Genomic DNA, 16,824 nt, shown 5'->3' with positions numbered 1-16,824 from the left:
TCGACGCTCCACGTCCGAACTCTGATTACAAAGCATCCCCTGCGTTGATAGCCAACAACCCACGTCCAAGCAGCGTTATTTTCGGAACCGACACATCCAGAAAATTGATAGACGCAACCACAAAGCTGGGAAAATCTATCGTAAACACCGATGTACTGTTCGACCGCGACATGAGACCTGTGCTGGACATTCGCCCTGACGAACTGGGTGACCAACTCACAAAAAGCGTTCGTCGAAAGAGCTGCCGGATACTAAGCCCGACTGGCGGACTTTCATTGGATTTTACCGACATCGAGCCCGTTAGGGCTTTGGAGAGAAGCACAACATTTTTGGTCACGTGCCCAAAGGGCGTGAACTACCGACTTGTGATGCTGGAGAATGGCAGCCCGGTAACAGCGGCCAGAATTGGCCTGTACGATGATCTGAGAGAATTATCGCCCGAATTCGGCTGGCTCCGCTTCACAACGGACAACTACACCCCCGTTAATAACGTTGTTTTTTCAAGTGATGGAGAGCCGAGAGTTATTCCACTGAAGGCCATCCTGTCCGCCGACAAAACCAACGAACTCGTCTCCGGAAATATAAGAGAGTTGGGCGCCATCGAGATCGAGCTAATACCAAACTAATCGCTTTCCGATGTAACCCTCACAAGCTACTCGTAACGATTATATTAGGCGCAAAAACCTAACTTGCCTTCAGGGAAGGCCAAACCATTCCAACAGATTATCGCTCGAAACCTTGATCTATCTCGATTATCTCGCTTGGGATCAGACTGCAGACAACAGGCGCTTATTAAGCTCGCAGACCATGTGCAAAAGATAGGGGCACGACACTCTGTCAGCCAAACAGCAACTCCCGCACCTGCTCAAAACTTTCAGCAAAATACGCCGTTACGCCTTTTTTCACATAGTCCGGCAACTCGTCAAAATCTCGCCGGTTGTCTTCCGGCAGAATCACCTTTTTGATGCCGATTCGCTTGGCCGCGATCACCTTCTCGCGAATGCCACCCACCGGCAGAACCTGCCCGGTCAGGGTCAGTTCACCGGTCATGGCAAAGCCTGCCTTGGGCGCCTTATTCAACGCCAGCGACAACAGCGCGCTGGCCATGGTGACACCTGCGCTGGGGCCGTCTTTGGGCGTGGCGCCTTCCGGCACATGCAGGTGCACGGTGGCCTCATCGAAATACTTCGGGTCACCGCCGAAGTTTTCCAGATTGGCGATCACATAGCTGTAGGCGATATCCGCCGATTCCTTCATCACATCGCCGAGCTGGCCGGAGAGTTTGAAGGCGCGGTTCAGGCTGTGCACCCGGGAGCACTCAACACCCAAGGTGGCACCACCCATGGCGGTCCAGGCGAGGCCATTGACCACGCCCACGCCACGCTGAGGCTTGTCCTTTTTGAAGATCGGTTTGCCGAGAAAGTCTTCCACATCCTCTACGCCGACCTTCAGGGTCAGTGTGTCGTCCTCCAGCAGTTTGACCGCGGACTTACGCACGATACGGCCCAACTGTTTTTCCAGATTCCGCACACCGGCCTCCCGGGCGTAACCTTCGATCACATGACGCAGGGCAGCAGCGGTAATGCTCAGGCGCTTTTTGGCAATACCACTTCGCTGCAGCAGTTTCGGCCACAGGTGCTTGCGGGCAATCTCGAGCTTTTCTTCGGCCAGATAGCCTGCCAGCCGAATGCTTTCCATGCGGTCTAGCAGAGGCCCCGGAATGGTGTCGAGCTGGTTGGCGGTACATACAAACAACACCTTGGACAGATCAAGGCGCATATCCAGATAGTGATCGAGAAATTCCACGTTCTGCTCGGGGTCGAGCACCTCCAACAGGGCCGATGCGGGGTCGCCCTGATAGGACGCACCAACCTTGTCAATTTCGTCTAGCATGATGACCGGGTTGGCGGTTTCAACGTCTTTCAGGGCCTGCACCAGCTTGCCGGGCATGGCGCCGATATAGGTGCGCCGATGCCCTTTGATTTCCGCCTCGTCACGCATACCGCCCAGACTGAAACGATAGAACTTGCGGCCCAATGCATCGGCAATCGAGCGGCCGATGGAAGTCTTGCCCACCCCCGGCGGCCCTACCAGCAGAATAATGGAGCCGGCGACGGTGCCCTTGAACTTGCCCACCGCCAGAAATTCAACAATGCGCTCTTTAACATCGTCCAGCCCCTGATGATGCTGATTGAGCACCTTGCGCGCGTGTTTCAGATCGAGCTGGTCTTCCGAGTAAACGCCCCAGGGCAGCGCGGTGGCCCACTCCAGATAATTGCGGGTAACGCCGTATTCTGGCGAGCCGGTTTCCAGCACCTGCAGTTTGCGCAGTTCCTCATCAATTTTCTTGCGCGCCGCCTGCGGTAAGTCCTTGCCCTTCAGGCGCTCCTGAAATTCTTCTACGTCAGCGGTACGGTCATCCTTGGATATTCCCAACTCTTTCTGGATAACCTTCAGCTGCTCCTTGAGGAAAAACTCACGCTGGTTGGCGCTGATTTTCTCATTGACCTGATCGCTGATTTTTCCCTGCAATTCAGCCACTTCCTGCTCATGCTTGAGCAACAGCAGGACTTTTTCCATACGCCGGAGCAAGGGCAGGGTCTCGATAATCTCCTGCAGCTCATCACCCTTGGCACTGCTGGCAATGGCCGCGGCGAAGTCCACCAGCAGCGAAGGCTCATTGGGGCTGAAGCGCGACAGGTATTGTTTCAGCTCCTCGCTGTACAGCGGGTTGATGGCGAGCAGCTCCTTGATCGCCCGGATGATCGCCATGGCATAGGCTTTCACTTCATCGTCATCCCGGTCGCCAATATTGTCCGGGTAGTCCACCTCAACAATGTAGGGCGGTTTGCGGTTGATCCAGCGACGGATACGAAAGCGTTTCAGCCCCTGTACAACGATCTGGGCGGTGTCGCCCTCCTGATGGGCGTGGTGTACCCGTACCGCGGTGCCAATGGTGGGCGCGGCGTCGGCATCCAGGCTCGCGGGATTGTCGTCACCGCAGTAGAGCAGCCCCATCACGTGGTTCTGCTTATTGCCGACCTTTTCCAGAGTTTCCTGCCAGAGCTTCATCTCCAGCAGGATGGGCTGGATCTGGGCCGGGAAGAAGGGCCGCTTGGGAACCGGCATGAGATAAAGCACGGAAGGCAGCACCGAATCCGGAATGACGAGGCTGTGCCCGCCGTCATTGATCATCTCGCCATCCAATACCACGCCTGTGTTGTTTTTTCCCGCCATAAGTCCCCCAGCATTTGCAAAGCCCGAACTGCCTATATGGGGTTGCTACCGCAAAGCTCAACCCCTCGGACATTCCTTGGTCAGTTAGGTAAATGCACGTATTACGGAGCCACGTGACATAGACGTACGATGGCACCCATAGACGTTAAAGACGCTGAAGAACAAATTAACACCGGGGGCAGGGCAATGAACAAGGTACAAAGAACACAACGCGGCTTTTCTCTGATAAACGGCATGATATCGCTGGGCGTGGTCGGCATTCTGTTTGGATCCGTCGTTCCTACGGTAACCGCCATCGTGCTGGATAACCGCGCGACCACAGAAACCCAGGAAATCGCCAAGGCCTTTAAGCTGGCCCGCTCAGCCGCTGTCACCCAGCGAGATACCGTGATTGTCAGCGCCGTCGACGGCGACTGGACTGCCGGCATTGAAATCTGGATAGACCACAACGGTGACCAGCGACTTGACGCTGAGGAACTGTTGTATACCGTGCCGAAACTCGCAACCGACGCCCAGCTTCAAGAACGCAACGGCCTGACCGAGTTTCATTTTGATCGCCGCGGCTTCGTCTTGCCACCAACCAACAAAGCGATAGCCTTTGACTATCTGGCCGAAGGCGGTTGCAGCTGGAACCACGAGCTCAAGGTGACCTACACCGGCCGCACGAAAGTCAAGGCCACCGAGTGTCGCTGACTTCACGGTGTCCTGGCATGGCACCCCCATTCTCCTTTAACGCTTTTGGTTGGCCTTTATCGAAAGCCAAGAACGGCCAAAAGTTAGTGATCACTAACATATTAACGGGTTTATCTCGAAATACGCAGCTCCGGTAGGGGTATTTACGAATGTTGGCACTGCCCACCGCTAAGTACCATAACTCCACAAACTGAGAAATCAGACCAACGACAGAGAGAACGCGGAAACCAGGGGGTTACCATGAACACTCAAACAAAAGCGCAGAACGGCTTCACTTTAATCGAAATGCTCACCGCAATGGCCGTAGCCGCCATTCTGCTGGGTTCCGCCGGCCCGAACTTTTTTGAATTTATTGGCTCATCTCGTTCTGCTACCGAGTACCGCTCTCTGCTAAGCAGTCTCCAGCTTGCGCGCTCTGAAGCCATCACCCGCGGCACCAGTGTTACGGTAAGCGCAAAGACCGGGGCTAACTGGCATGAAGGTTTCCAAGTGTGGGCGGATGAAGACGGCGACGGGACCTTTGACGCTGGCGAGGAGATCATCGACGTTGCCGGCTTCAATTCTGCCTCAACGCTTATTGAGGCAGGCGACACAACCTCATTCACGTACACAGCCGAAGGCTTTTTGAATGCTGTAACTGGCACCAGTTTTGTGATCTCCTACAGAACCAGCGACAATTGCAAGTGGGACCGGGATATCAGCTTGGTCTACACTGGTCATGTCAGTGCCAGAGAAAGAGCATGTACAGAATAAGGCCAACAGGGCGAAGAAGGGGTGAAAAGGGGGCAACATTAATAGAGGTCATGGTAGCAGCGTTCATCACTGCTCTGGGCGTCTTGGGTGCAGCCTCACTTCAGCTTAATGCCGTCAAGTTCAACCACATAGCCAATACCCGGTCGCACGCTACCTTGCTCGCCTATGACGGAATGGATCGCATGCGGGCGAACCGGACAGCGGCGCTTGGTGGGCGCTACAACATTTCACTCTACGACGACCCACCCACAGGCTCCGATTTTGTCGCGCAGGATATTCGCGATTGGCGGGATGAGCTGGCGACGCGCCTGCCATCTGGCCGCGGCTCCATTGAGGTTGATGGCGATACTGCCACCGTCATTGTGCAGTGGGATGAATCTCGCCTGAAGGAAACCCGCGAAGCAGACAGCGGGGACTTCGCCCGTTTTCAGTTCGAGAGCCGCCTATGAAACCCAAAAACCATAAATATCAAGGCTTTGGACTCGTGGAGCTGATGATTTCCATCACTCTTGGCCTACTGCTGTCTGCTGCACTGATCCAGGTTTTTGTAGCCACCCGCTCCAGTTATCGGGTTCAGGAGGCTCTCGCACAGATCCAGGCCTCAAGCCGCTACGCCATGCACTTTATGGGCCAGGATATTCGCATGGCCGGCTATCAGGGTTGCGCATCCATCGATGCTGCAGCACCTCACAACTGGGCCGTTAACTCGCCAGACGACTATATCCTCAACGATAGCACCATGGTCGTCGGCTATGACAATTTGGCGGCAACCAATCAATTCAATGCCGTTGCCGGAACAGACGCTATAACCATCAGGCGTGCTACAACGGAATCGGCGAAGCTCGAAAAAAACATGGACGCGGCCAATGCCAATATTCAGGTATGGGCAAACACTTTCAATTTTGACGTTGGCGATATTGTGATGATCACCGACTGCGTGTCCAGCGATGTCTTTCGCATCACCAGTATGTCAAAGGACCAAGGCGGTAGCGTCACCATTTCCCATGCGGTATCTGCTGCCGGCAATACACAACCTCACCTGTCAAAATCTTACGGCGGCGACGCACAATTTCTCGCCGTGGAGACCGTACACTACTTCATCCGCGATACCGGACGAACAACCAGTGACGGCGCCCCGATCCATGCGCTTTACATACAGAAACGCAAACAGGATTCCCAAGGAGGCGAGTTGCCGCCCGCTGAGCTGGTCGAAGGTGTTGAAAATATGCAGATAACCTACGGCGAAGACACAGATAACACCGGTGCAGTGAACACCTATGTAGACGCCGCGTCGGTAACCGCTTGGGGCAAGGTACTCAGTGTGCGTATCGAGCTCCTGGTTGCGAGTCAGGAGGAAAACGTCGTCGGGACTGCCGGCTCTGCTACCGAACAGCGATTACGTTTCAACGGTGCGGATGTCAACAACACTGACGGCCGTTACCGCGCCGCGATTAAAAACGTCTTTACCATTCGCAACAGGGTTAGGTGAAATGACGCAACTACATCAGCCACTTATCACATCCCAGCGAGGAGCGGTAATGATCGTTGCCATGGCGTTATTAACGGTACTCACCCTGCTGGCCGTTTCCTCCATGCAAGTTGCCACTCGACAGGAGAAAATAGCCGGCAACACACGCGATCGGATTCTTGCCTTTCAATCGGCAGAGGTCGCTCTGCGCGAGGCGGAAGCGCAACTGGAGAAAGCGACCTTGCTGAACTTCGGCGGCACCAATGGCCGCTTTGAAGTCTGCCCGAGAGAGGACACTCGTCAGGCCTGCAACACCCCTGATTGGCAAGATCCCGCCTCAAGCGGCTGGATTACGCTAAACGAAAAACTCGAGGGAACCAGCCGAGTACCGGAATATATTATCGAGAAATATCCCGCCATCGAAAACTCCTCAGGCAATCTGGACTCTGACCGCCCAAAAGCTCCTGAAGAAACCTTTCGCGTCACGGGCAGAGGCTTTGGAAGCACCAACCGTTCAATGGTGGTTCTACAAACAACGTATCGCAGGAACTGAGCCATGAATCATAAGTTATCGCGACGGGCTGTTATTTTCGGCGCGTTTGCCGCCCTGCTGCTAATAGCCAGTCGCGCACATGCCGACGATCGCGTAGGCGCGATTACGGCACTGACAACTAGCAACGATACGATCGAAATCGATAATCGGCGCTATCGTATAAGCTCAAACGCCCTCGTGGGCACGGCGCCAGATAGCAACACGACTACGCTCAAAATGAAACATCTGGCAGTGGGCCAAACTGTACATCTGATCACGTCGGGCAACCGCATCACAACGCTGCGTGTACTGCACAAACCCGATGAAATGCCTGACTGAGGATTCCAAAGATGAACTTTGAGCGCACGCTAAAATGCACCGCAGCATGGATGATCGCGGTCTCAAGTCTGGCCGGCAATTCAACGGGCGCGTGGGCTCAGACAAACCCCTGTGAAACCCAGCAAACACTGGTAGATTTCGGCTCACCCAGCCAAACCACAACGGTCTCGCTGAGCAACATCAGCGTTATCAACACGGTCGAAATCATCGAGGAACCCACTAAGTGGTCAACATGCTCGCTGAACAAGTTTCTCTTTAGCGATAATGTATTTACTACGCTGCCGGGGTGCCGCGCGACCTTTCTGATTACCGGCGACAAAGCCAACTGCAGCCCGGAGGCCCCCACTGGGATATCGCAACTGCCCCTGTTCCTGACGTCGCAAAGTTCGCCCAACATCATGTTCTTGCTGGACGATTCCGGGTCGACGCACTGGGAGTTAATGCCCGATCAGGCAATCCATCGCAATGTCGCCAATGGCGATGTTTTCTACCTCTATCCACGAGCCAATGGAATTTATGGTGGCACCGAATACGCAAACAACGTTGCCACGGTAGATAACGTTGCGTTTAACGCCAGAACGCGGTCACCGCAACAGAACAGCATTTACTACAACCCCGGCGTTACCTATGAACCCTGGGTAAAAGCCGATGGCAGCAAGTATCCTGACGCCAACCCGGAATGTGCGTTACACCACCCGGAGCGAGTGGGCATTGGCCCGGAAAACTGCCGCAACCTGGCCCTCGCCAATACGAATTACAACGCGAACGATTGGCGCAGTTGCGATGCGTCCGGCTCCTGCACTATCGATTCGTCGACCAAGTTTTTCTGGCCGGCCACTTATTTCTGGCAGGAAGGCACCGATGGCTGGGACTTCAACAGCTACAAGAAGACCGAAATACGCCCCGTACAGCTGAGTTACAGCGGCCAGGGTCGCCAGAATCGCAGTGATTGCGAACAGGCGACTTTTGCTAAATGTACCTACACAGAAGAAATGAGAAACTTCGCCAATTGGTACACCTACTACCGCTCTCGTGCACTGGCTGCCAGAGCTGCAGCAGGCTATGCCTTCTCAGAGCAGACAGAAGGCTTACGCGTTGGTTACGGCACGCTGAACACAGATTCAAACGATGTGGACAGCGTTTCCACAAAAGTCATATCCAAAGGTGTACGCTCATTTAGCGGCCAAAACAAAACAGCCTTTTACGATAAGCTATACAAAGATCCGTTCAGCCGTGGAAGCACGCCTTTGCGGCGTGCACTCGACACCGCGGGACAATACTTTCTTCGCCAGGACAACAATGGCCCCTGGAGCGCAAAACCCGGCAACAACGACGCAACCCCCCACCTCTCCTGCCGGCGAAACTACACCGTACTAATGACCGATGGATACTGGTCCGGCGGCTCAAGCCATCAGGCCGATACATCAGACGCTCGTCTTAACAATGATGGCACTGACGGCCCGGTGCACACAGATATCAGCGGCGGCACAGAAAACTATACGGCCGGCCCTCCGTTCAGCGATTCCCACAGCAATACCCTGGCTGATGTTGCAATGCATTATTGGAAAAACGACCTGCGGCCAGACCTTAAAAACAATGTGCCGGTACTCGCCAGAAACCCTGCGTTTTGGCAACACATGTCGACCTTCGGGATTGGGCTCGGCGTACAGGGTTCAGTAGATCCAGACGATGCCCGCGCAGCGATATCTACCGGTGGGACCGTTAACTGGCCCGACCCGGCCCCCGACACCGGCACGTGCAGTGGCGCAATCTGCGGCGCGCGCATCGATGACTTGCTTCACGCGGGGTTGAATTCTCGGGGTGGCTTTTTCAGCGCCAACGACCCGAAGGAATTTGCCCGGAATCTGACAGCTGTGCTCAACGCAATATCCGTCGACGCCTTTTCATCCGCAGCCGCGATTGCGACTAATTCCACCAAGCTAAATACCCAAACGGTAATTTATCAAGCCAGATTCGACACCCGGGACTGGTCAGGACAACTGGTGGCCTATGACATCAACCCCGACGGTTCACTTAAAAATGTTGTCTGGGACACCGACAACAGTGGCTCGATTCCAGCTCATGCTGGACGCAATATTTTCACCGCTCTAGGTGATCTTGGTACAACAACCACACTCGGCATAGCTTTCAATGAAACCAACTACGCGAATTTCTCTGTTTACCAGCAAGGGGCACTGAGAGGCGCCGGAACAGACCAAGACGCAATAGATGCACTTAACTGGCTTCGCGGCGACCAAAGCAAAGAGAGTGATACCGGCTTACGTGTGAGGACAAAATTGCTGGGCGATATTATAAATTCAGACCCGTTCTATGTTGGCAGCAATGAAAACTTTGGCTTTTCCAAACTGCCGGGCGATGAGGGCTTAAGTTATGCCGCATTCCGCGGAGAAAGCGGCAAACTGGGACGACGCGAAATGCTTTATGTGGGAGCCAATGACGGCATGCTGCACGGTTTCGACGCCAAGACCGGCAAGGAGATATTCGCCTACATTCCGCTGGGCGTGTATGACAATCTCAAAAGCCTGACGACCAGCGACTACGTTCACCACTATTTTGTTGATGGGGCACCCTTGGTGTCTGACGCCTACCTTAGCGGCACTTGGCGTTCGGTACTGGTTGCGGCAACGGGCGCTGGCGGCAAAAGCGTATTTGCTATTGACGTCACAGATCCCGACAACGTCAATGCCGGTGATCTGCTTTGGGAGTTTTCTACCAGCGCCAGTGCAGCGCACAAGCTCGGCGTTGCGATGAGTGCTCCCACCATCGTTCGCCTCGCGGCCAGTAACAAATGGGTCGCGATTTTTGGTAACGGATACAATTCGGAAGATAACGTCAAGCTAATGGTGGTCGACTTGGCAACCGGCGCCTTACTCAAAGCCATCGACACCGGCGTCACCGGCTTCGACAACGGTCTGGCCAGCGTAGTCCCGATCGATACCAATGCTGATCGGATAACCGATGTGATATACGCGGGAGATCTGAAAGGAAACCTCTGGAAATTCGACGTAACTGGCACCACCACAACCGGATGGCAAGTTGCATACAAAGCGGGGGCCGATCCAGCCCCGCTGTTCACAGCCGTTGACCGCAACGGAAACCCTCAGCCCATAACCACCCGGCCAGTAGTTGGCCGTCACGATGAAAGTGGTTTAATGATTTATTTTGGCACGGGCCAATTCTTTGAGGTTGGCGATGAGCTCATTGAGGATAACCCGCAAGTTCAAACGTTTTACGGCATACGTGATGATGGTGCGGTTGTCAGTCGCAGCCAGCTGCTTGAACAGACTGTTACTTTTGAAGGCTTTGCAGAGATCGTCAACAATAAAGATGACGCCACTGACAATCAGACAACTGAGCAGTCCGTGAGAGTGATAAGCAACAATGGCGCAGGGACAGCCGCTACCAAGGGCTGGAGGTTGGATCTACTCTCACCCGAAGCATTATCAGGCAATGGTGAAAGAGTTGTGTCCACACCTGTGCTGCGCGAAGACCGAATTATCTTTAGCAGTATGATACCTAATCCGGATGCCTGCGGTTACGGTGGCACCAGCTGGTTGATGGAACTCGATGCCCAGAATGGTGGCAGACTGGATTACTCGGCATTTGATATGAACGATGATATGTTTTTCACCGACGGTGATTTTATAGAAGTCGACGGCGCCCATGTCCCAGTCAGCGGCCTTGGCCAGAATGACATCATCGAAGCTCCCGCCATCGTCAGCGCAGGGGACGTAGAATACAAGTTTACAGCCGGATCCAGCGGTCGCGTTGGCGTAACACGAGAAAAAGGTTCGAATACCTCTCTCGGCCGGCAGTCTTGGCGACAACTCAAATAAGGACGCTCAATGAACGCTAAAGGATTCACTTTAATCGAGCTGATGATTGCAGTGGTCGTGGTGGCGATACTGACCAGTATTGCCTACCCTAGCTATCAGGAACAAGTGGCCAAAGCCAAACGCGCTGATGCGGCGTCAGCGCTTGCCACAGGCGCTCAGGCACTGGAGCGTTATTACACTAGCAACGGAACGTATCTCGATGCCGACGGCAACCTTGCCGCCGTTTACCCGACAAAGGCACCGGAGAGCGGCTCAGCTCACTACACCATCGCAGCCACCGGCACACCAACGGCCAACAGCTTCACCCTGCGCGCCACACGCACAGGCTCAATGACCGGCGACCGCTGCGGCAATCTGGAAATCAGCTCCACCGGCGCGCGCACACTCAACGGCAACGCCTCGGGTACGACTGTGGCCGATTGCTGGCGTCGCTAGCAACACTCATTCATCATTCAATCGCTTTAGTCAGAAACTCGCCGATCTGATTGGCCACGCCCCGGCAGGCGGCGGACTGGGTCGGCGCTACCAGCGGAATCGGAATGATGACTGCCGGCACGTAGGACGTGCCGCTGGCTTCCACCGATATCTTGCCCATGGACTTCAGGGTTTGCATATCCCAGATCACTGCTTCGTATTCCGCGTCGTCTTCCCACCACAGCAATCCCAGACAGGCACCACCGCCCGCCCCCACACTGCAGGACAGGCTGCCGCCGTCTTCGCCGCGACGGGTAATACCGTCCAGCCACACAATATAACGGGTACCGGTTTGTTTCAGTCGCTCGGCGATCACCGGCTCCTGCAGACGTTTGGCGAGGGCTTCGGCCGTGCGCGGCGCCATGCGCGGCTGAAACCAGGGGAACATTTCGTCCATGAATTTCTGCTCGGCTTTGACCGGCAATTTTTTGCGGGTAAGAGTTCGCTGCACACAACGGGTGAAATCCGCCTCCGTCTGATGCCGAAAATTCTGACGGCGACCGAGCACGACAATAGTCTCGCCTTTTTTCAAGACCCCCACCGGTGCCTTGCGCAGCTGCTCCACCGAAGAACTGACACAGCCTCCAAGCACAATGGTCAGCAGCAATAACGGAAAGCGCACATAACGTCTCATGGCGAATGACGCCCGCTATCAGCCGTGGTTGTTTCCGCAAAATACTTCTTCGCCGCCGGTTGCTTCAGAAAGTTCAAGACAATCGCGGCAGCAGCATCGCGCATGGCCCGACGCGAGGCCTCACGCATCGCGCCCGCGGCAGAACGCCCGCCACCATCCTCTTCCCGGCCGTAGGCGGTAAAGGGCCAGTCTAGCAGAGGCTTGCCACCACCCCGACTGAGACGGAGAGAGTATTTGACCCACACTTCGTAGTAGTCAGTTTTGCTCATCCCCGGCGTGCTGAATTGAAAATCCCGCATCACCGGCGTAAGCACCGTGGCGTCTTCAGGTATCGCCTCGGCATCAAACACCAGTTCGACCTGCTCAAACATGCCGTTAAACACCGACCGAAACAGCTTCTCCTGAGAGTCACCGAAGACGATGGTCCAATCCGTTCCCTGCTCAGGCTCATAGCGATGCACATAACGACGCAGTTCTGGCGCAATATAAACAACCACCGGCTCTGCTAACTGACTGACAATGGGCTCGGGAAAATCGACGCTCAACACCACATGTTGGCTGCAGGCGCTGAGCAGCAGTGCGGAAACGATCACAAAAAATCGCGTTTTTAGCATTATCGCGACTCCAGAGTCTGCAGGCCCACAAAGGTGCCACCGTTCTGCTGGCACAAGGCCCGCATAAGCATGGAAAACTGCACCCCCGTTGGACGAATACCGCTGCGGGTAAACTGAACCGGGAAGCCCACCGCATGAATCCGCACCAGCGGTTTTCCGTCGGCGCCACGTGGATTGATGCGCGCCACCGTATCCAGCACTGACTGGATGGAATTGCCGGTAAATTCGTCCCCGAAGACATAAATACTGATCTTTTTATCATCCGAATAAAAGGCCCGGATGGCACGGGTAATACCCTCAACGGGGCTGGAGTTGGAGAAGGGCTGCCAGCTTGCCATGCGACTGATAATGGCCTTGCGCCGCCCTGGCGTATCCGGAATCCATTGGCCCGCGTACTGGCTGAACATGTAGTCGCCCATATCATTCATGATCTGCAGCCCTTTGACCTTGGGGTAGAGGTCCAGCGTTTCCGTCAGCTTTTTGATCACCGTTGGCCAGGCGTAGCCATGCATACTGCCCGAGGTGTCGATAACAAAAATAATGTACTCGCTGTCGACGGGAATACCACCCACTGACTGGTTCTGCGGCTGCACCCCGCTGCCGTAGAGGCGCTTCATTTCTTCGGTCAATTGCTGGCGGGCAATCGCCAGCCGGTTCTCAATGGCGGCAGCGGCTTCGGCTTCCAGTTGCGCATCGGCGCGCTCGGCCTCCAGTGCACGTGCTTCCGGTCGCATACTGGCCAGCGTTTGCTCTGCCTCCGCCAAACGCTTGCCTTTTTCCGCCAGCTTCTGTTCCAGACTGTCGAGTTTGCCATCCAGTTCCGGCAGCTCTGCCGCCAGTTTTTCGGCCATGGCCTGCAGGCCAACCCCCTCGTCTTTCTGTCTGGTCGGCTCGGCAATTTTGGTCAGCACCAGCAACAGCACAATGGCGCCAAAGCCGCAGCTGATCGCGTCGAGGAAGGACAGGCCAAAGGTTTCGGTGTCGCGACGACGGCGTTTCATGGCCAATCCTCCGAGGGGCTGAGAAACACGCCGCCGCTGTTGCGGGCCAATGCCCAGAACGTACTGGCCGCCAGTGGATCACCCTCCATCGGGAACAGAATGACATTCACCGGCACGGACTTCGGCAAGCGGCTGGCCGCCGTGGCAAACAGGCGCAGACGCTCGCGGCCGGAAACCCCACCGCTCTGGGATGCACTGACATCCTGAGTGGGCAGGCCATCGGTAATCAGAAAGACATTGTCCGGTGCCGGGCTGAGTTCGGTGAGCGCTTTAAACGCGAGCTCGAGGCTGGTGCCGTTTTCCGGCACCACCCGGCGCAGCGCTCCGACGGCCTCACTCAGCTGCTTGCCTTTTTCGGTAGCTAACCACTTGCCCTCGCTGCCTTTGATCGCCGGCGTAACCTTGGTATTGAAGCTGTATATCTGAAAACGGGCATCGGCGGGAATCTGGGTGGTGAGCCAGTCGACCGCATTCAGCGCGCGCTGCCATTTTGGCGAGGCCTGCTTGCGGGCATCACTCATATTGCGCCGGCGAATAACCTCCACCACTTTTTCCCCCAGCATACTGGTGGAGCTGTCGAGCAGGATAAGAATCCGCTCGCCCCCCACATTCAATCCCGTCAGGTACTGGCGCCGCCCTTCACCAGCAAAGGCGCGGGTGGCATCACCCTCGCCTTGCTTGTCGCGCAGGGTGTCGAGCTGCTTTTCTATCGCTTTCAGTTCTTTGGTCAGCGCCTGTATGTTTTTTTCCCGGGTGCGCACTTCCTGATCGGAGTCGTCTTCTTGGTCAATAATTTCCTTCAGGCTGGCAGCTTCGCGGTTGGCAGCCTCCAATTGCGCGTCCGTTTCCTGCAAGGCGGCGGCCAGAGCCGCCAGCGCACTGCGCTTTTCCAGGATTTCCTGTTCCAGCAGGCTGAGATTTTGCGCGACATCCCGGTAGGAATCGGTAGCGCGAATTTCACTGGCGTGATTGATAATCATAAAAATCAGAATGACCGCGCCCAAGCCACAGGACATGGCATCCAGAAAGGACATACTGAACTGCTCAAAGCCACGGCGACGACGCATCAGTGCCCGCTTTCAACCTGAATCATTTGCACCTCGCCCTGGGGTGTCCGCAGGATATCACCCAAAGCCAGCGTGGCGACGCCAGCCAGAGGCTGTCCGTTGAGCTGGATAGCCGCTGCCAGCGCTTCTACCTGATACTGCCCCTCAACAACCTGAAAGTGCAGCAAGGGCTTGTGGTCTGGCCAGCGCAAGTCACTGGCCAAGGGCGTCGCGCAGCTGTCGTGTAAAAGGTGGGTTGCCTGGAGCTGCGTTTTATCGCTGCGATCTGCGTCTGGAGCTGCAGCACCGGGCTCACCTGATGCGCTCGGCAGCGGCAACTGCTTTACCCACAGCGGTGCCTCTGCTTCACTGCACAACCGTTCTTGCTGCTCGCGCGCGCAGTCGATTAGCGCAGTATCCGATAAAACCAGCGTTTCGCCGCAAGGCCGCAGTGTTTCAACCAGCCCCGGCAATGCGGCCAGTCGATGACTGATCAATACCCGCCCCGCGGCCTCCTGCACAACCTTCTGCAACTCCTGATAACAGCTGTCCAGCACGAGCTCTGCCTGCTCACGACGCCACTCAATGCGGTGCTGGCGTAGCCCCGCAGGTAACTCCACGGTTAGTTTGGGATGTTCCCGAAAGGTCTGCCACCAGCCGGGGAGTTGATCAAATAGACGCTGTTCACTGGCCGCCTCATGCAGCGGATCAAAGCGGGTTTCCTGCAGAAAACGCTGACTGATCTGATGAATGCATTGCTCGACACACCAGCTCAAACCGGGTGTCCATAACTCCCGCGCGGTACCGGTCTGCAAATGATCCGTGCGATTAACGTCGGTGACACTGACCCGGTGCAGGCTGATATCCAGATAGCGCAGTGTGTCGCCACCGCCAGCTGGCGTATCCGGTATTGAAGCCGCCGCCAGCACAGCGCTTTCGACAATGCCTGTTACCCTTAACGAACAGGCCTGAACAATGCCAAGCAACAGCGCCAGGCGTTCACTGCCGTAATGGGCCGGCACTATCAGCAATACCTTTCGCTCGCCGGTATTCGCCGCCTCCAGCAGATCACGCAAATGGTAGTAGGCGATATCGGCGTGACTGCGCGCACTGCCCGCCGGCCGATTCAGGGGCTGCTGATCGAGCTGTTCCCAGAACTTCAGATAGGTTGCGCGCGGGTTAAGCCGGGATTTGGCGAGTGCTTTTTCACCGAGCAAAAAATCCTCACCGTCGAGCACCGCGCAGGCCGGAGAGCTGGCGAGGAGCTGGTCGTCGTCAAACAGACGCAGTGCGCTGTCGTTGAAATCGAGTATCAGCATTATTGGCTCTGCAAATTCTGAATCAGCCCGCGGTCACAGGCAGTTTGAGTATCCAGCACCAGGCGCTCCTGCATTAGCTGCAGTTGATACAGCGCAAACATGAGGATGATGGAAAGCACCAGCGCAATAAGCGTGGAGTTGAAAGCCAACCCGAGACTGGCGGTAACCCCACTGATATCTCCTTCCAGAGCCTTGTGCGCCAGGCCTAGGGCCTCACCAATACCGCGCACGGTGCCGATAAAACCGATCGAGGGAATCGCCCAGGCGATGTAGCGAATCATCGACAGCTCTGACTCAAGGCGTTCAATTTCAGCCTCACAGCTATGGGTAATGGCGTCCGCCACATTTTGAATATTGCGCGTGGAGCGAAAGCGGCGCAGCGCCGTAAGCAGTGTGCGCGGGTAGAGATAACTGCGCTCCGGCTCCGGCAGCGCTTCAATAATCCGGGCGTGATGGCGTGCATCTTCGGGCAGTATCGTTTCTCCCTCCGACACCTGAATCAGGTTCTGGTCGAGTTGGTCGCGCTGGCGGCTCACCGCCACGGCTTTCATGATTAACAGCGCAAAGGCCCAGAACAGCAGAATAAAACAGGCCTCCTGCTCAAAATCGCGAATGATCACCAGCAGGGAACGCTCGGGCAGGTAATCCGGGTTTTCGGCGATCTGCTGCTGCTGTTCCAGCTCGATCAAACGCGCCTCGGGCCGGATTACCGTGACATAGGCAGTGTGCACCACAATCACGGAAATCAGCAGGGCAAACAGCTGGTAGAGAAAGTCGTTGGACAGTCGGATCTTCATTCTTATCGCCTGTTATCAAAAATCGGCTGGCATGGTCAGTATCGTATCAGCGTGCACTTC

The 16,824-nt window shown here is 55.7% G+C and carries 16 protein-coding genes; 9 read left to right on the top strand and 7 right to left on the bottom strand.

Translation table 11 applies throughout. The features are described 5' to 3' along the window. Positions 1–44: 44 nt before the first annotated feature. Complete coding sequence (locus ABY734_RS11645) at positions 45–626, top strand: hypothetical protein (RefSeq protein ID WP_372779325.1); 582 nt, start codon at positions 45–47, stop codon at positions 624–626. Between the two features lie 211 nt (positions 627–837). On the opposite strand, the gene lon is transcribed toward ABY734_RS11645, so the two are convergent. Next, positions 838–3,237, bottom strand: a complete 2,400-nt coding sequence (gene lon / locus ABY734_RS11640; protein ID WP_372779324.1) for an endopeptidase La — start codon at positions 3,235–3,237, stop codon at positions 838–840. A 186-nt stretch (positions 3,238–3,423) separates the two neighbouring features. Here lon and ABY734_RS11635 point away from each other — a divergent pair, with 186 nt between their 5' ends. The 8 genes from ABY734_RS11635 to ABY734_RS11600 all read left to right on the top strand — a co-directional run bounded on the left by ABY734_RS11635 (position 3,424) and on the right by ABY734_RS11600 (position 11,314). Beyond that, complete coding sequence (locus ABY734_RS11635; protein ID WP_372779323.1) at positions 3,424–3,930, top strand: GspH/FimT family pseudopilin; 507 nt, start codon at positions 3,424–3,426, stop codon at positions 3,928–3,930. Between the two features lie 240 nt (positions 3,931–4,170). After that, entirely contained in the window at positions 4,171–4,683 is a 513-nt protein-coding gene (locus ABY734_RS11630; RefSeq protein WP_372779322.1) for a GspH/FimT family pseudopilin, read from the top strand. After that, positions 4,671–5,132, top strand: coding sequence for a type IV pilus modification protein PilV (gene pilV, locus ABY734_RS11625; RefSeq protein ID WP_372779321.1), 462 nt, complete (start codon positions 4,671–4,673; stop codon positions 5,130–5,132). Before ABY734_RS11630 ends, pilV begins: the two co-directional genes overlap by 13 nt. After that, positions 5,129–6,172 carry a PilW family protein gene (locus ABY734_RS11620; protein WP_372779320.1) on the top strand — a complete coding sequence of 348 codons (1,044 nt, stop codon included), beginning with the start codon at positions 5,129–5,131 and terminating at the stop codon, positions 6,170–6,172. Before pilV ends, ABY734_RS11620 begins: the two co-directional genes overlap by 4 nt. 49 nt (positions 6,173–6,221) lie before the next feature. Beyond that, complete coding sequence (locus ABY734_RS11615) at positions 6,222–6,704, top strand: PilX N-terminal domain-containing pilus assembly protein (protein WP_372779319.1); 483 nt, start codon at positions 6,222–6,224, stop codon at positions 6,702–6,704. A 3-nt stretch (positions 6,705–6,707) separates the two neighbouring features. Continuing rightward, positions 6,708–7,022: a hypothetical protein gene (locus ABY734_RS11610; RefSeq protein WP_372779318.1), complete on the top strand. Its 315-nt coding sequence runs from the start codon at positions 6,708–6,710 to the stop codon at positions 7,020–7,022. Positions 7,023–7,033: 11 nt separating this feature from the next. Next, positions 7,034–10,879, top strand: a complete 3,846-nt coding sequence (locus ABY734_RS11605) for a pilus assembly protein (protein WP_372779317.1) — start codon at positions 7,034–7,036, stop codon at positions 10,877–10,879. Between the two features lie 9 nt (positions 10,880–10,888). Continuing rightward, on the top strand, positions 10,889–11,314 hold the full coding sequence (locus tag ABY734_RS11600) for a type IV pilin protein (RefSeq protein ID WP_372779316.1): 426 nt from the start codon (positions 10,889–10,891) through the stop codon (positions 11,312–11,314). Between the two features lie 13 nt (positions 11,315–11,327). Here the strand turns inward: ABY734_RS11600 and ABY734_RS11595 are convergent, their stop codons facing one another. Genes ABY734_RS11595 through ABY734_RS11570 form a run of 6 tightly spaced genes read right to left on the bottom strand, consistent with a single transcriptional unit; the run spans position 11,328 to position 16,764 of the window. After that, complete coding sequence (locus tag ABY734_RS11595; protein WP_372779315.1) at positions 11,328–11,987, bottom strand: hypothetical protein; 660 nt, start codon at positions 11,985–11,987, stop codon at positions 11,328–11,330. Then, positions 11,984–12,601, bottom strand: a complete 618-nt coding sequence (locus ABY734_RS11590; RefSeq protein ID WP_372779314.1) for a hypothetical protein — start codon at positions 12,599–12,601, stop codon at positions 11,984–11,986. Before ABY734_RS11590 ends, ABY734_RS11595 begins: the two co-directional genes overlap by 4 nt. Then, on the bottom strand, positions 12,601–13,602 hold the full coding sequence (locus ABY734_RS11585; RefSeq protein ID WP_372779313.1) for a VWA domain-containing protein: 1,002 nt from the start codon (positions 13,600–13,602) through the stop codon (positions 12,601–12,603). Before ABY734_RS11585 ends, ABY734_RS11590 begins: the two co-directional genes overlap by 1 nt. Continuing rightward, positions 13,599–14,669 (bottom strand): VWA domain-containing protein, encoded by a 1,071-nt coding sequence (locus ABY734_RS11580; RefSeq protein ID WP_372779311.1) that lies wholly within the window; start codon positions 14,667–14,669, stop codon positions 13,599–13,601. The genes ABY734_RS11585 and ABY734_RS11580 overlap by 4 nt, the downstream gene beginning before the upstream one ends. After that, complete coding sequence (locus ABY734_RS11575) at positions 14,669–15,967, bottom strand: hypothetical protein (protein ID WP_372779310.1); 1,299 nt, start codon at positions 15,965–15,967, stop codon at positions 14,669–14,671. Before ABY734_RS11575 ends, ABY734_RS11580 begins: the two co-directional genes overlap by 1 nt. Continuing rightward, positions 15,967–16,764 carry a MotA/TolQ/ExbB proton channel family protein gene (locus ABY734_RS11570; protein ID WP_372779309.1) on the bottom strand — a complete coding sequence of 266 codons (798 nt, stop codon included), beginning with the start codon at positions 16,762–16,764 and terminating at the stop codon, positions 15,967–15,969. Before ABY734_RS11570 ends, ABY734_RS11575 begins: the two co-directional genes overlap by 1 nt. Positions 16,765–16,824 lie beyond the last annotated feature (60 nt).

Origin of the sequence: Litorivivens sp., assembly GCF_041624475.1 — a bacterium.
GTDB lineage: Bacteria > Pseudomonadota > Gammaproteobacteria > Pseudomonadales > Spongiibacteraceae > Litorivivens.
This window is presented reverse-complemented; position numbering and strand designations above follow the sequence as displayed.

What these genes read in the sequence shown, in the direction of transcription:
- ABY734_RS11585 (WP_372779313.1), bottom strand. Translation starts at nt 13,602, where the DNA reads ATGAAACGCCGTCGTCGCGACACCGAAACCTTTGGCCTGTCCTTCCTC.
- ABY734_RS11575 (WP_372779310.1), bottom strand. Translation starts at nt 15,967, where the DNA reads ATGCTGATACTCGATTTCAACGACAGCGCACTGCGTCTGTTTGACGAC.
- ABY734_RS11590 (WP_372779314.1), bottom strand. Translation starts at nt 12,601, where the DNA reads ATGCTAAAAACGCGATTTTTTGTGATCGTTTCCGCACTGCTGCTCAGC.
- ABY734_RS11610 (WP_372779318.1), top strand. Translation starts at nt 6,708, where the DNA reads ATGAATCATAAGTTATCGCGACGGGCTGTTATTTTCGGCGCGTTTGCC.
- ABY734_RS11595 (WP_372779315.1), bottom strand. Translation starts at nt 11,987, where the DNA reads ATGAGACGTTATGTGCGCTTTCCGTTATTGCTGCTGACCATTGTGCTT.
- ABY734_RS11580 (WP_372779311.1), bottom strand. Translation starts at nt 14,669, where the DNA reads ATGCGTCGTCGCCGTGGCTTTGAGCAGTTCAGTATGTCCTTTCTGGAT.
- pilV (WP_372779321.1), top strand. Translation starts at nt 4,671, where the DNA reads ATGTACAGAATAAGGCCAACAGGGCGAAGAAGGGGTGAAAAGGGGGCA.
- ABY734_RS11635 (WP_372779323.1), top strand. Translation starts at nt 3,424, where the DNA reads ATGAACAAGGTACAAAGAACACAACGCGGCTTTTCTCTGATAAACGGC.
- ABY734_RS11605 (WP_372779317.1), top strand. Translation starts at nt 7,034, where the DNA reads ATGAACTTTGAGCGCACGCTAAAATGCACCGCAGCATGGATGATCGCG.
- ABY734_RS11600 (WP_372779316.1), top strand. Translation starts at nt 10,889, where the DNA reads ATGAACGCTAAAGGATTCACTTTAATCGAGCTGATGATTGCAGTGGTC.
- lon (WP_372779324.1), bottom strand. Translation starts at nt 3,237, where the DNA reads ATGGCGGGAAAAAACAACACAGGCGTGGTATTGGATGGCGAGATGATC.
- ABY734_RS11615 (WP_372779319.1), top strand. Translation starts at nt 6,222, where the DNA reads ATGATCGTTGCCATGGCGTTATTAACGGTACTCACCCTGCTGGCCGTT.
- ABY734_RS11570 (WP_372779309.1), bottom strand. Translation starts at nt 16,764, where the DNA reads ATGAAGATCCGACTGTCCAACGACTTTCTCTACCAGCTGTTTGCCCTG.
- ABY734_RS11630 (WP_372779322.1), top strand. Translation starts at nt 4,171, where the DNA reads ATGAACACTCAAACAAAAGCGCAGAACGGCTTCACTTTAATCGAAATG.
- ABY734_RS11620 (WP_372779320.1), top strand. Translation starts at nt 5,129, where the DNA reads ATGAAACCCAAAAACCATAAATATCAAGGCTTTGGACTCGTGGAGCTG.